Here is a 13,509-nt window from a genome sequence, read left to right on the forward strand (position 1 = left end):
CCCCCCCCCCCCCCCCCCCCCGCCCGCCCCCCCCCCCCCCCCCCCCCCCCCCCCCGCCGTCCACCACGCAATAGCCCCCACCCTCCCCCCCCCCAGGGGACGGGGGTGGGTGGGCGGGCGGCGGGCGGGACGGCGGCAGGATGGCGGGGTGGACGTGCGGGACGCGGTGGTGATGGCCGAGGGACTGCTGGCCGAGCACGGGCTGGTGGGCTGGACGGTCGTGCTCGACCGCGCGCGCACGCGCGCCGGGGTGTGCCGGGAGGACCGCCGCCAGATCGGCCTGAGCGCTCCCCTGGCGCGACTGCACTCGGCGCAGGAGGTGCGCGACACCGTCCTGCACGAGATCACGCACGCCCTGGTGGGCACCCGGCACGGGCACGACGCGGTGTGGCGCGCGACCGCGCGGAGCATCGGCTGCACGGGCACCCGCACCACGTCGGCACCGCGACCGCCGGGGCGCTGGCGAGGGGTGTGCCCGGCGGGGCACGCCGTGACGCGGCACCGTCGCCCGGCCCGGCTGGTGGCGTGCGGCGCCTGCGCCCGGGGCTTCTCCGCCGAGCACCTGCTGACGTGGCACCTCGACGGCCTCGAGGTGCCCGTCGCCGAGATGGGCGAGCAGTACCGGGCCGACCACCGCGCCCTGCGCGCCGGCCTGCTGCGCGGCACGGGACCGGCCGCTCCCCCCGCCGCTGCGCCGCTGGCGGTCGGCACGCCCGTGCGGCTGCTGGGCACCGGCCGCTACGCCGGACTGTCCGGCCACGTGCTGCGCCGCGCTCGCACCCGCTACCACGTGCAGACGCCCGTGGGGGTCCTCACCGCCCCCTTCGCCGCGGTCGAACCCCTCGCCTGACCCGCCCGGCGGGGCCCTAGGCCCGGCAGAGCAGCTCGCCGTGCACCATCGCCGTCCAGCCGTCCGGGTCCGCGGCCCACCGCCGCCACGCGTCCGCCGCGGCGGCGACGTCCCCGTCCGCGAGGCCGGCGCCGCGCAGGCGCCGCGTCAGGTCCGAGCCCTCGGTGCGCTCGGCCCAGGTGCCGCCCCACCAGGCGCGCTCCTGCTCGGTGGCGAAGGACCACACCGACGCCGAGGGCACCACGTCGGTGAAGCCCGCGGCGCGCGCCCAGGCCTGCAGGCGGGCTCCTGCGTCGGGGTCGCCGCCCGCGCTGCGGGCCGCCGCGCGGTACCCGGCCAGCCAGGCGTCCAGCGCCGGGGAGGCGGGGTGCCAGTGCACCGTGGCCCAGTCGGCGTCGCGCACCGCGACGGTCCCGCCGGGACGGCACACCCGGCGCATCTCCCGCAGCGCCGCCACGGGGTCCGGCAGGTGCTGCAGGACCTGGTGGGCGTGCACGACGTCGAACTCGCCGTCGGCGAACGGCAGCGCGCAGGCGTCGGCGACGGCCAGCTCGACGGCGACGCCGCGGGCGTCGGCGGCCTCGCGGGCGGCGGCCAGGACGTCGGCGGAGGTGTCGACGCCGACCACGCGGCCGGGGGCCAGGTGCGCCGCCAGGTCGGCGGTCAGGGTGCCCACGCCGCACCCCACGTCGAGCAGGGACTGGCCCGGGCGCAGCCGCGGCAGCAGGTGCGCGGCGGAGTTGGCGACGGTGCGCCGGCCGTGCGAGCGGCGCACCGCGGGCGCGTAGCCGTGCAGGTAGCCGGGGGCAGCGGGGGTCCGGCGGGTGGGGGTCGTCACGGCGGCAGACTCCCCGAGGCGAGCCACCGCGTCCACGATGTGAGACCCTCATCTCAAAATTCGAGACGGAGTGGTCGGTCAGCGCCCCGCCAGCACCTCGCGCACCGCCTCCCGGGCCGCCCGGGAGGCCCCCACCGTCGACGCCGACGGGCCGTACCCCACCAGGTGCAGGCGCGGCTCGCGCACCGCGCGGGTGCCGTCCACGAGGATCCCGCCGCCCGGCTCGCGCAGGCGCAGCGGGCGCAGGTGGTCCAGCGCCGGGCGGAACCCGGTGGCCCACAGGATCGCGTCGGCGGACTGCTCCGAGCCGTCCGCCCAGCGCACCCCGTGCGGCAGCACGCGCGCGAACGGCGGGTGCGGCTTCAGGACGCCCGCCTCCCGCAGCGCGGCGAGCTGCGGGGTCAGCACCAGACCGGTGGCCGAGACCACGCTGCCGGGCGGGGAGCCCGCCGCGACGCGGTCGGCCACCCGCGCCACGGCCGCCCGGCGCGCCTCGACGTCCAGCCCGCCCGCCGCGTCCGGCTCGTGGAACACCGGCTCGCTGCGGGTCACCCACGTCGTGCCCGCCACGCGGCACAGCTCCGCCAGGTGCTGCACCGCCGAGACGCCGCCGCCCACGACCACCACGTGCTGCCCGGCGAACTCCTCGGGGCCGCGGTAGTCCGCGGTGTGCAGCTGCCGGCCGGCGAACCCCTCCGCGCCGGGGTAGTACGGGCGGAAGGGGCGCGTCCAGGTGCCCGTGGCGTTGACGACGGCGCGCGCGGCGTAGCGCCCGGCGTCGGTGGCGACGAGCAGCCGGGGGCCCGCCGGGCGCACCTCCCGCACCCGCACGGGCCGGCGCACCGGGTGCCCCAGGAGCTCCTCGTAGGCGGCGAAGTAGGCCGGCACCACCCGCGCCGCCGGCGCGCCGGGGTCCACCGGGCCCAGGGCCTCGCGCATCGACAGCCCCGGCAGGTCGTGCACGCCGTTGACCAGCGCCATCGTCAGCGAGGGCCAGCGGTGCCGCCACGCCCCGCCCGGCCCGTCCGCGGCGTCCAGGACCGCGTAGCCGTGCCCGGGGCGCAGGCCGGCGCGGTGCAGGTGGTGGGCGGTGGCCAGCCCGCCCTGCCCGGCACCGACGACGACGACGTCCACGGTCGTCAGGGCCGGGCTCACCGGCGACCCCGCCGTCCCGCGGCCCGCGCCGCCCGTCGCGTCACAATCGGTGATCGTAGGGTTCTGCACCGGAGCCGCGCGCGGTGGCGTCCACCCGGCGGGTCGGTACCCTCCACCGGTGACGAGCGACGCCTCCCCCGCCCCCGAGCGCGAAGTCCTCACCTGGTCCGCGTTCGGCGGGGCCGTGCGCGAGCTCGCCACCGCCATCGCGCAGGACGGCCACCGGCCCGACCTCCTGCTGGGCATCGCCCGCGGCGGGCTGCCGCTGGCGGCCGGGCTGGCCTACGCCCTGGACGTCAAGGAGATGGCGACGATCAACGTGGAGTTCTACACGGGGGTGGACAGCCGCCTGCCGGAGCCGGTGGTGCTGCCCCCGTCGGTGGACCTGGCCGAGCTCGCCGGCCGGCGCGTGCTCGTCGTCGACGACGTCGCCGACACCGGACGGACCCTGGCCGTCGTCGTGGACATGGTGCGCGCCGCCGGCGCCGAACCGCGCTCGGCCGTCGTCTACCGCAAGCCCACCACCCGCCTGGAACCGGACCACTGCTGGCGGGCCACCGACAGGTGGATCGAGTTCCCGTGGTCCAGCGAGGGGCCGGTCAGCGCCGCGGCGCGTCCCGCCTGAGCGCGGCGCTGGTGCGGGCCGTGGGCACAGCGGCCAGCGGGTCCTCGGGCCAGGGGTGCTTGGGGTAGCGGCCGCGGTTCTCGGCCCGCACACCCGGGTAGCCGTTGCGCCAGAAGGACTCCAGGTCCGCGGTGACGGCCAGCGGCCGGCCGGCCGGGGACAGCAGGTGCACCACGACCGCCACCCGCCCACCGGCCACCCGGGGACCGGTGCGCCACCCGAACGCCTCCTGCAGCTTCAGCGGCAGCACCGGCGCGGCCGGGTCCGCGTAGTCCAGCGCGACGCGCCGGCCGCTGGGCACCGCGAGCGCCTCGGGGGCGAGCTCGTCCAGGCGGGCCGCCGCCTCCCACGGCAGCGCCCGGCGCAGGGCGCCGACCACGTCGACGCGCTGCAGGTCCGCGCGCGAGCGCACGCGCGCCAGCTCCGGGCCCAGCCAGCGCCCCGGGTCGGCCGCGAGCGCCTCGTCGCTCCAGTCCGGCCACGGCTCGCCCAGCGCGGCGCGGCAGCACGCCACTCGCTGCCGCAGCGAGCGCGCGGCCCCGCCCGGGCGCAGCACGTCCAGACCCTCGCGGCGCAGCCCCTCGGCGACGGCGGCGGCGACCTGCTCCGGCGGGGGGTCGGCGAGGGGGCGCGCGGACAGCTCCAGCTCCCCGAGCCGCTCCACGCGGCGGGCCACCACGTCGCCGTCGCGCCAGGCGACCTCGTCGGCCACCACCGGGGCGACGACCGCGCGCGCCAGCTCCTCCTCCAGCGGTGCGGCGGCCCGCACCCGCGCCGAGGCGCGGCCCGGGGCGCGGTCCGCCACGGCCACCGCCAGCCAGGTGGCACCCGTCAGCGCCGAGCCGGGCCCGGCCTCGAAGCGGGTGCCGCCCGTGGACGCCCACCCGGCGCCGCGGCGGAGCGCGACGCGCTCGGGGAACGCCAGCGCGGTCACCAGGCCGGCGGCGAGGTCGTCCGGCAGCTCGCCCGGCGGGCTCGCGGTGCTCGGCGGGTCCCCCGCGGGCAGCGAGGCGCGCAACCGGCGGGCCTCCCGGCGCCACTGCTCCGCACCCGGGACCCGACCGGCCCGTGCGGCGCGCCACGTGGCGACCAGGTCGTCGTCGCGCCCCCGCACGTCCTCGCCGACCAGCGCGACGACCTCCGCGGCGCGGGCCGCGCCGACCAGCGGCGCACCGTCGAGCAGCGCCCGGGCCAGCCGGGGGTGCGCGCCCACGGCCGCCGCCGCGCGACCGGCGGGCGTGACCGCGCCGGCCGCGTCCAGCAGGCCCAGGTCGTGCAGGAGCCGCCGGGCGGCGGCCAGCGGCCCGGCCGGCGGGCGGTCCAGCAGCGGCAGGTCGGTCACCTCGCCCCAGCAGGCCGCCAGCAGGGCGAAGGGGGCCAGGTCGCCGGTGGCGATCCCGGGAGCCGGCTCGGGCACCAGCAGGGCGTGGTCGGCCGACGACCACGCCCGCAGCACCGTGCCGGGCGCCTCGCGCGCGGCGCGACCGGCGCGCTGCTCCGCGCCGGCGCGCGAGACCCGCACGGTGTCCAGCCCGGCCAGGCCCCGCGCGTGGTCGACGCGCGGCACCCGCGCCAGGCCGGAGTCGACGACCACCCGCACCCCCGGCACGGTCAGGCTGGACTCGGCCACGGCGGTGGCCAGCACCACCCGGCGGCGGGGCCCGGGGCGCAGCGCGGCGTCCTGCTCGCGCGAGCCCAGCCCACCGGTCAGGACGGCGACGTCCACGCCCGGCAGGCCCAGGCGCCGCTGCACGGCGGCGATCTCCCCCGCGCCGGGCAGGAACACCAGCACGTCGCCGTCCAGCTCCGCGACGGCCCCGCGCACCAGGGCCGCGACGTGCTCCAGCAGCGCGGGGTCGACCCGCAGACCCTCCGGCGGGCGCACCGGGCGCGGCGGCGGGCACCAGCGCACGTGCAGCGGGTGCACGGGGGCCGTGGCGCTGACCACGGGCGCGGGGGCACCGGGGCCGTCCCCCAGGAGGGCGGCCAGCCGTTCCGCGGCGAGGGTGGCCGAGGCGGCGACCACTCGCAGGTCCTCGCGCAGCAGCCGGCGCGCCTGCAGGCAGAACGCCATCGCGAGGTCGAGCTCGACCTGGCGCTCGTGGACCTCGTCGAGCAGGACCGCGGACACGCCGGGCAGGTCCTCGGCGCTCAGCAGCCGGCGCAGCAGCAGGCCGGTGGTGACGACCTCCACGCGGGTGCCCGGGCCGGCGCGGCGCTCGCCCCGCACGGCGTACCCGACGGTGCCGCCGACCTCCTCGCCCAGCAGCGCGGCCATCCGCGCGGCGGCGGCGCGGGCGGCGACGCGCCGCGGCTCGGCCACGAGGACGCGGCCGGGCACGGAGGCGGCCAGGGCGAGCGGGACCAGGGTCGTCTTGCCGGTGCCGGGCGGGGCCTGCAGCACCGCGGTCCCGGTGCGCTCCAGGGCGTCGAGGAGGTCGGGCACGACCGCGCCGACCGGCAGGGTGTCCAGCAGTCCGGGCGGCAGCAGCACGGCGTCAGCGTCCCAGGGACCTGTCGGCGCGGCACCGGGCGGTGGGGTCACCACCCGGTGCCGCGCCCCGCAGGATCAGGCGGTGGGGGCGCCGCCGCGACCGCGGCCGCCGCGACGGCGGCGGCGCGGGGCGCCACCGGCCGGAGCCGCCGCCTGCTGCTGCGCGGACCGGCGCGCCGGCTGGGCGGCCGGCTGCTTCGGGGCGCGCTGCGGCTGGGCGGGTGCGGTCGGCACCGGGGAGGAGGCCGGGTCCACCCAGGTCGCGCGCGGCCCGACGAGCCGGTCCACCACCGCGGCGGCGGCGGCCGGGGCGGTGTCCGTCCAGCGCGGGGAGATCCCCGCCTGGCGGGCCAGGGTGCGCACGTCGCCGCGCTGGTCGGGGGTGGCGACGGTGACGACCAGGCCCTCGGCACCGGCGCGGGCGGTGCGCCCGGAGCGGTGCAGGTACGCCTTGTGCTCGGTGGGCGGGTCGACGTGCACGACCAGGCCCACCTCGTCGACGTGGATGCCGCGCGCGGCGATGTCGGTGGCCACCAGCACCCGCACCGAACCCTCGGAGAAGGCGCCGAGGTTGCGCTCGCGCGCGTTCTGGCTGAGGTTGCCGTGCAGGTCCACGGCCGGGGTGCCGGCGGCGGTGAGCTGCTTGGCGAGCTTCTTCGCGCCGTGCTTGGTGCGGGTGAACAGCACGGTGCGGCCCTGGCCGGAGGCCAGCTCGCGCACCAGCGCCGCCTTGCCGTCGGCGCTGACCTCCAGCACGTGGTGCTCCATCGTGGACACCGGCGCCACGGCCGGGTCCACCGAGTGCGTCACCGGCTGCGACAGGTACCGCTTCACCAGGACGTCCACGCCGTTGTCCAGCGTCGCGGAGAACAGCAGGCGCTGCCCCCCGGCCGGCGTGGTGTCGAGCAGGCGCTTGACGCCGGGCAGGAAGCCCAGGTCGGCCATGTGGTCGGCCTCGTCCAGGACGGTGACCTCCACCGCGTCCAGGCGGCAGTGGCCCTGGCGGATGAGGTCCTCCAGGCGGCCGGGGCAGGCGATGAGGACGTCGACGCCCTCGCGCAGGGCGCTGACCTGCGGGTTCTGGCCGACACCGCCGAAGACGACGGCGGTGCGCAGGCCCACGGCCTTCGCCAGGGGGGTGACGGTCGCGGCGACCTGGTTGGCCAGCTCGCGGGTGGGCACCAGCACCAGCGCGCGGGGGCGGGTGGTGCGGCGCGCGGTGCCGGAGGCGGCCAGCCGCGCCACCAGGGGCAGCGCGAAGGCGATGGTCTTGCCGCTGCCGGTGCGGCCGCGGCCCAGGACGTCGCGCCCGGCCAGGGAGTCCGGCAGCGTCGCGGACTGGATGGGGAAGGGCGCGGTGACGCCGCCGGCGGCGAGGACGTCCACGAGCGCGGCGGGCACGCCCAGCTCGGCGAAGGACCGCTCGTCGGCGACCTGACCGGTGGGCGGGGCGGCCGCGGCGGCCTGCGGGACGGCCGCGGCGGTGGTGGCGTCGGTGCGGGGGGCGGGCACGCCGCCACCGCGGGCGCGACGGCGGGGCGGGCGCTGGCCCGGGACGGAGGAGGTGGACGTGCGGGTGCCGCTGGGCGCGGAGGGGTTCAACGGGTGCCTCTCGGGACGACGGGGATCGGCCGTGGTGCCCGACCGCACCCGCCCGGGCGCCGTGGCGCCGTGCGAGGGACCTGCGCGCTGCGGCGCCTGCCGGGAACACCGGGGCACCGCGCGCTGAACACTCGACCGCGGGCGCGCCGACGGCGTCCCGCTCCGTCAAGGGTAACGGCCCGGGCTCGCGCGTTCTTCCCCGGCGTCGCGCCGGCGGCGGCGCGGACGTGACGCGGCTCACGGCCCGGGGCGGTCGAGGGCGACACGCACCCCGCTGCCCGCACTGGTGATGACAGGCTAACCTCACCTCTCGTGGCACCCGCGACGAGCCCGCCCACGGCCACGGCCGTCCCCGCCGGCGGCACCCCGCCCCGGCGCACCGGCCGCACCCGGCGGACCACCGCCCTGCTGCTGTCCTGCGCCGTCCTGGCGGTGGCCGTCCTGGCCAGCCTCGCCGTCGGCTCGCGCGACGTCCCGCTGGGCACGGTCCTGGAGGCCCTGCGCGGCACCTCGAACTCCCAGGACGCCCTCGTGGTGCGCGAGCTGCGCGTGCCCCGGACCCTGCTGGGCGTCGCGGTCGGCGCCGCGCTGGGGCTGGCCGGCGCGCTCATGCAGGCGCTGACGCGCAACCCGCTGGCCGACCCCGGGCTGCTGGGCGTGAACTCCGGCGCCGCGGCGGCCATGGTCACCGCCGTGGGGGTGTTCGGGCTGACCTCCCGCCTGAGCGTCGTGTGGGCCGCCCTGCTGGGCGCCGCCGTGGTCGCCGTCGCCGTGTACGTGCTCGGCTCGGCCGGGCGCGGGGGCGCCACGCCGGTGCGCCTGGCCCTGGCCGGCACGGCCGTCAGCGCCGCCCTGGGCGCCTACACCACCGCGCAGGTGCTGCTGGACCAGTCCACCTTCGACCGCTTCCGCTTCTGGCAGGTCGGCTCCCTGGCCGGCCACGACCTGGACGTCTTCTGGCAGATGCTGCCGTTCTTCGCCGTGGGGATCGCCCTGGGGCTGTCGCAGGCGCGCTCGCTGAACGCCCTGGCGCTGGGCGTGGACTCCGGCCGCGCGCTGGGCGTGCGCGTCGGGCGCACCCGCCTGGTGACGGCGCTGGCCGTGACGCTGCTGTGCGGGGCGGCCACCGCGGCCGCCGGGCCCATCTGGTTCCTCGGCCTGGCCGTGCCGCACGTCGTGCGGGCCCTCACCGGCCCCGACCAGCGCTGGGTCCTGCCCCTGTCCGTCCTGCTGGCGCCCGCGCTGCTGCTGCTGGGCGACGTCCTCGGCCGGGTCGTGGTCCGCCCCGGCGAACTGGAGGTCAGCATCGTGACCGCGCTGCTCGGCGCCCCCGTCCTGATCGCCCTGGTCCGCCGGCGCCGGCTGGCGCAGCTGTGAGCGCCCCCGCCGCCGCGCGCGCGGGCGCCCCGCCGCTGCCCGCGCCCGAGACCGGCGTCGCCGCGCGGGCGCGCCGCGGCCGCACCCTGCGCCTGGGGCGCCGCGGCGCGGTGAGCCTGCGCGTGGAGGGCCGCAGCCTGGCGGTGTGCCTGGCGATCACCGCGGTCGTGGTGACGGTGTCCGCGCTCAGCATGACCACCGGTGACTACCCGATCGGCGTGCCGGGGGTGCTGCGCGCCCTCGTCGGGCGCGGTGAGGGCGCCGACGGGTTCATCGTCCTGGGGCTGCGGCTGCCGCGGCTGGTCACCGGGCTGCTCGTGGGCGTCGCGCTCGGCGTGGCGGGGGCCGTCTTCCAGCTCGTCACCCGCAACCCGCTGGGCAGCCCCGACGTCATCGGCTTCACCCACGGCGCCGTCAGCGGTGCCCTGGTCGTCATGCTGGTCCTCGGCGGCAGCGGCACCGACGTCGCGGTCGGCGCGGTCGCCGGCGGTTTCGCCAGCGCACTGCTCGTGTACCTGCTCTCCCGCGGGGGCGGCGGCGTGCAGGGCTACCGCCTCATCCTCGTCGGCATCGGCGCGAGCGCCGCGCTGCAGGCGGTGAACAGCTACCTGCTCACCCGCTCCGAGGTGGAGGAGGCCCAGGCGGCGCAGGTGTGGGTCACCGGCAGCCTCAACGGCCGCGGCTGGGAGCAGGCGGCCCCCCTGGGTGCCGGGCTGCTCGTGCTGCTGCCCCTCCTCCTGCTGCTCAGCCGCGCGCTGGGGATGCTCGACCTCGGCGACGACGCCGCGCGCGCGCTGGGCGTGCGGGTCGACGGGGTGCGGGTGGCCGTGCTCCTGCTCGCCGTCACGCTCACCGCGCTGGCGGCGATGGCCGCCGGCCCCGTGGCGTTCGTGGCGCTGGCCGCCCCGCAGGTGGCCCGCCGCCTCACCGGGACGGTCGGTCCCGGGCTGGTGGCCGCAGGCCTGACGGGGGCGCTGCTCGTGGTGGTCAGCGACTTCGCTGCGCAGCGGTTGTTCGCCCCCACCCAGCTGCCCGTGGGCGTCGTCACCGGTGCCGTGGGCGGCGTGTACCTGGCGTACCTGCTCGTCGGGCAGTGGCGCCGCGGGCGCGGCTGACCGGCCCCGGCGGCGACCGCCCGCCGCAGCGGCGGCCCTCCGGAGAGGCACCCCGGACGACGACCCGAACGACCCGAAGCACCCGAGCGACGAGGAACGGCTGAGCTGTGGCGAAGGACGCGCGCACCACCCCCGGGCCCGGCCCCGGGACCCCCGGGGGCAACCGCCTGCGCGGGGAGGACCTGACCCTCGCCTACGGCGAGCGCACCATCGCCACCGGCTTGGGCATCGAGGTGCCCGACGGTTCCTTCACCGTCGTCATCGGCCCGAACGCCTGCGGCAAGTCCACCCTGCTGCGGGCGCTGGCGCGGATGCTCACCCCCGAGCGGGGCCACGTCTACCTCGACGGCTCGGTCATCCAGTCGCTGCCCTCCAAGGAGGTCGCGCGCCGCCTGGGTCTGCTGCCGCAGACGGCGATCGCGCCCGACGGCATCACCGTCGCCGACCTGGTGGCCCGCGGCCGCTTCCCGCACCAGAAGCTGCTGCGGCAGTGGACCCGTGAGGACGAGCGCGCCGTGGACGCGGCGATGGCGGCGACCCGGGTGCTCGAGCTCGCCGAGCGCGGCGTCGACGAGCTCTCCGGCGGTCAGCGCCAGCGCGTGTGGATCGCGATGGCCCTGGCGCAGGAGACGCCGCTGCTGCTGCTGGACGAGCCGACCACCTACCTCGACATCGCCCACCAGATCGAGGTCCTCGACCTGTGCGCGCAGCTGCACGAGGAGCAGGGGCGCACCCTCGTGGCGGTGCTGCACGACCTCAACCACGCCTGCCGCTACGCCACCCACCTGGTGGCGATGCGCGAGGGGAGGGTGGTCGCCGAGGGCGAACCGGCCGGGATCGTCACGGCCGAGCTGGTCGAGGAGGTCTTCGGCCTGCCGTGCGTGGTGGTGCCCGACCCCGAGACGGGCACGCCCCTGGTGGTGCCGCGGGCGCGCGCGAGCCGCGGGCCGCGGGCCGCGGCGGTCTGAGGACCGCGCGCCGGGGCACCGGGCGGCTGCGCGCCGGGCAGTAGCGTGGGTGCCGTGCCCCCCGCCGTGCCGACCGCGCCGACAGCCGGACCCGGGGGCCGCAAGCGCCTGGGACTGGTGGTCCACCCCACCCGCGACGTGTGCGAGCACGTCGGCCTCGTCGTGGACTGGGCCCGCGGGCACGGCGACGAGGTCGTGGCCCTGCGCGCCGACGCCGGGCGCCTGGGCGGGCGTCGCGCCGACGTCGTGCTGGTCGGCGAGGACGAGTTCGCCCGCACCGTCGACGCCGTGGTCAGCCTGGGCGGGGACGGCACGATGCTGGGTGCGCTGCGCCTGGTGGTGGGCCGCCGCATCCCCGTGCTGGGGGTGAACCTGGGCCACCTCGGCTTCCTCGTGGAGCTGGAGCCGCGGGAGCTGCCCGGGGCGCTGGAGCGCATCACCGCCGGCGACTTCACGGTCGAGCCCCACCTGTGCCTGCGCCTGAGCGGCCCCGGCCGGGAGCACGTCGCCTTCAACGACGTCGCGCTGGCCCGCACGCCCGGGCGCGGCACCGTGGTGGCGGCGCTGTCGGTGGCCGACCAGCGCATCGGCTACCTGCGCTGCGACGCCGTCGTCCTGGCCACCCCCACGGGCTCGACCGCCTACAGCTACGCCGCCGGCGGCCCGGTGGTCTCCCCCGGTGCCGACGCGCTCGTCGTGACGCCCGTCGCGCCCATGTCCGGCATCGGCCGCCCGATCGTGCTGGGCGTGGACGAGCCAGTGCGGCTGGAGCTGCTGGAGTCCTCGGGGCCGCCGGTGCTGGAGGTCGACGGCATCGCCTGCGGCGAGCTGGCCGTGGGTTCGGTGCTGGAGGTGCGCGCCGAGCGCGACGCCGGGCACGTCATCCGGCTGGACTCCGCCGGCCACGGCCGGCGCTCCCGGGTGAAGCTGAGCCTGCTGGACCTGCCGATGCTGCCGGACGAGATGCTGGAGCTGGTGCCGCAGGCGATGCGGCGGCACGAGGCGGCGGGGCCGGACACCCCGCACCCGCACCAGCGCTGAGGCGCGCGCCGGGCCCGGCTCAGGGAGCGGCCGTCGCCTCGACGACGGTCCCCGCGCCCGACCCCGCGGTCGCCGCGGGGTCGGCGGTGACGGGCTCGGCGGTGACGGGGTCGGCGGCGACGACGTCGGAACCCTCGGCGCCGCCGGTTCCCGCGGCCGCCTCCCCCGACCCCTCGTCCGACCCGCTCGTGCTCGTCGCGGTGGACGTGGCGGTGGACGTCGCGGTGGGCGTGCTCGCCCGGCGGGTCGCCTCGTCCGTGGCGGAGTCGGTGGCCCCGTCCGTCGCGGTGCCGGTCGACGTCGCGGTCGCGGTGGCGGTCGACGTCGCGGTGCCGGTCGCTGTGGCGGTGGCGGACGGACCGGTGGTGCTGCCGTCCGTGACCTGCGGTGCGGGGGTGGTGGGTTCCTGCGTCAGCGAACCGCCCACGATGCCGGTGGTCACCTCCGACTCCGTGCCCTGCACCTGCGCGGCGACGCTGCGGCCCGCGACGTGCTCGTAGGCGGCGATCCCGCCGACGGAGATCACGAAGGCGAGCACGCCGAGGAGCACCGCGTGCCGGAAGCCGAACCGCCGCGCGGACACGGGCGCGGGAACCGGCTCCGGTCTGTCGTCCGGGACCGGGGGGTCGGTGCGTTCGGGGTGCTCGTCCTGCGCCGCCGGCACCGGGGAGGGGCCGTGGCGGCGCTCGTGGGCGCGGCGGGCGGTCTCGGCGAGCCGTTCCCGGCTGACGGTGAGGTAGTGGTTGTAGACGGCCGCCGCGGTGGAGGCAGCGATGCTGCCGACGGCCGCGCCGACCAGGGTGCTCACGGGACCCAGGCTGCGCAGGCCGGCGATCAGCACCGCCGAGGTGGTCGCCGCCAGGGCGCCACCGGCGATCTGCAGCCAGTTGATCGTCAGACGGGTCCGCTCGGGGGTCTTCTCGCTCATGCTGCGCCCATCGTCCCACCTGGAGGCAGCGCGCACCGCCACCGGTGGGCGCGCCCTCGGGGAGGGTTCGTGGAGCCCCGGTGAGCGCCAGCGGTGGCCGCCCGGCACCGCCTCGGCCACAGTGGCGCCATGACGATCCTCGTGCAGGACCTGAACCAGTGGAAGGGCGCGGCGATCACCGACGTGACCGATCAGAAGATCGGAACGCTGGCGTCGGTGTACGTGGACGCCGCCACCGACGAGTGGCTGTTCGCCGCCGTGGAGACCGGGCTGATGGGTTTCAAGAAGGTCGTGATGGTGCCGCTGGACCAGGCGGCCGTGGGGCGCCACGACATCCGGGTGGCCTTCCCCAAGGAGACGGTGAAGGCCTCCCCGGAGTTCGGGACCGACGAGGAGCTGGGCCCCGACGACGAGCCTCGCCTGTACGCCCACTACGGCATGGCGTACTCCCCGGCGGACACGCCCAGCGGGCGCCGGCTGGCGCGCCGCTGAGCGTCCCGGAGCGGACGGGCTCCA

The 13,509-nt window shown here is 78.6% G+C and carries 12 protein-coding genes; 7 read left to right on the forward strand and 5 right to left on the reverse strand.

All coding sequences use genetic code 11. The features are described 5' to 3' along the window. Positions 1-148: 148 nt before the first annotated feature. Positions 149-850 carry a SprT-like domain-containing protein gene (locus ACRYM0_RS04370; RefSeq protein WP_432502443.1) on the forward strand — a complete coding sequence of 234 codons (702 nt, stop codon included), beginning with the start codon at positions 149-151 and terminating at the stop codon, positions 848-850. 16 nt (positions 851-866) lie between these two features. Here ACRYM0_RS04370 and ACRYM0_RS04375 read toward each other — a convergent pair whose 3' ends face one another. Both ACRYM0_RS04375 and ACRYM0_RS04380 read right to left on the reverse strand, forming a co-directional pair. Next, positions 867-1,688 carry a methyltransferase domain-containing protein gene (locus ACRYM0_RS04375; protein ID WP_432502445.1) on the reverse strand — a complete coding sequence of 274 codons (822 nt, stop codon included), beginning with the start codon at positions 1,686-1,688 and terminating at the stop codon, positions 867-869. Positions 1,689-1,766: 78 nt separating this feature from the next. Then, the gene (locus tag ACRYM0_RS04380; protein WP_432502446.1) at positions 1,767-2,843 is read right to left on the reverse strand and encodes an NAD(P)-binding domain-containing protein; all 1,077 of its coding nucleotides are present in this window, start codon (positions 2,841-2,843) and stop codon (positions 1,767-1,769) included. A gap of 118 nt (positions 2,844-2,961) precedes the next feature. Between ACRYM0_RS04380 and ACRYM0_RS04385 the strand changes: the two genes are divergently transcribed. Continuing rightward, complete coding sequence (locus ACRYM0_RS04385; RefSeq protein ID WP_432502448.1) at positions 2,962-3,468, forward strand: phosphoribosyltransferase; 507 nt, start codon at positions 2,962-2,964, stop codon at positions 3,466-3,468. Here the strand turns inward: ACRYM0_RS04385 and hrpB are convergent. Beyond that, the gene (hrpB, locus tag ACRYM0_RS04390; RefSeq protein WP_432502562.1) at positions 3,443-5,959 is read right to left on the reverse strand and encodes an ATP-dependent helicase HrpB; all 2,517 of its coding nucleotides are present in this window, start codon (positions 5,957-5,959) and stop codon (positions 3,443-3,445) included. The two genes, ACRYM0_RS04385 and hrpB, sit on opposite strands and share 26 nt — an antisense overlap. A gap of 78 nt (positions 5,960-6,037) precedes the next feature. After that, positions 6,038-7,474 (reverse strand): DEAD/DEAH box helicase, encoded by a 1,437-nt coding sequence (locus ACRYM0_RS04395; RefSeq protein ID WP_432502450.1) that lies wholly within the window; start codon positions 7,472-7,474, stop codon positions 6,038-6,040. Positions 7,475-7,876: 402 nt separating this feature from the next. Between ACRYM0_RS04395 and ACRYM0_RS04400 the strand changes: the two genes are divergently transcribed. From ACRYM0_RS04400 to ACRYM0_RS04415, 4 genes are all read left to right on the forward strand, one after another. Further along, positions 7,877-8,941: a FecCD family ABC transporter permease gene (locus ACRYM0_RS04400; RefSeq protein WP_432502452.1), complete on the forward strand. Its 1,065-nt coding sequence runs from the start codon at positions 7,877-7,879 to the stop codon at positions 8,939-8,941. After that, entirely contained in the window at positions 8,938-10,056 is a 1,119-nt protein-coding gene (locus ACRYM0_RS04405; RefSeq protein WP_432502454.1) for a FecCD family ABC transporter permease, read from the forward strand. The genes ACRYM0_RS04400 and ACRYM0_RS04405 overlap by 4 nt, the downstream gene beginning before the upstream one ends. 107 nt (positions 10,057-10,163) lie before the next feature. Further along, entirely contained in the window at positions 10,164-11,024 is an 861-nt protein-coding gene (locus ACRYM0_RS04410) for an ABC transporter ATP-binding protein (protein WP_432502456.1), read from the forward strand. 54 nt (positions 11,025-11,078) lie between these two features. Beyond that, a complete protein-coding gene (locus ACRYM0_RS04415) occupies positions 11,079-12,065 on the forward strand; it encodes an NAD(+)/NADH kinase (protein ID WP_432502458.1) in 987 nt (328 codons plus the stop codon). A 19-nt stretch (positions 12,066-12,084) separates the two neighbouring features. On the opposite strand, the gene ACRYM0_RS04420 is transcribed toward ACRYM0_RS04415, so the two are convergent. Beyond that, complete coding sequence (locus ACRYM0_RS04420) at positions 12,085-12,993, reverse strand: hypothetical protein (RefSeq protein ID WP_432502459.1); 909 nt, start codon at positions 12,991-12,993, stop codon at positions 12,085-12,087. A 129-nt stretch (positions 12,994-13,122) separates the two neighbouring features. Here ACRYM0_RS04420 and ACRYM0_RS04425 point away from each other — a divergent pair, with 129 nt between their 5' ends. Further along, entirely contained in the window at positions 13,123-13,485 is a 363-nt protein-coding gene (locus ACRYM0_RS04425; protein ID WP_432502461.1) for a PRC-barrel domain-containing protein, read from the forward strand. Positions 13,486-13,509 lie beyond the last annotated feature (24 nt).

Origin of the sequence: Kineococcus arenarius subsp. arenarius, from assembly GCF_050871845.1 — a bacterium.
GTDB lineage: Bacteria > Actinomycetota > Actinomycetes > Actinomycetales > Kineococcaceae > Kineococcus.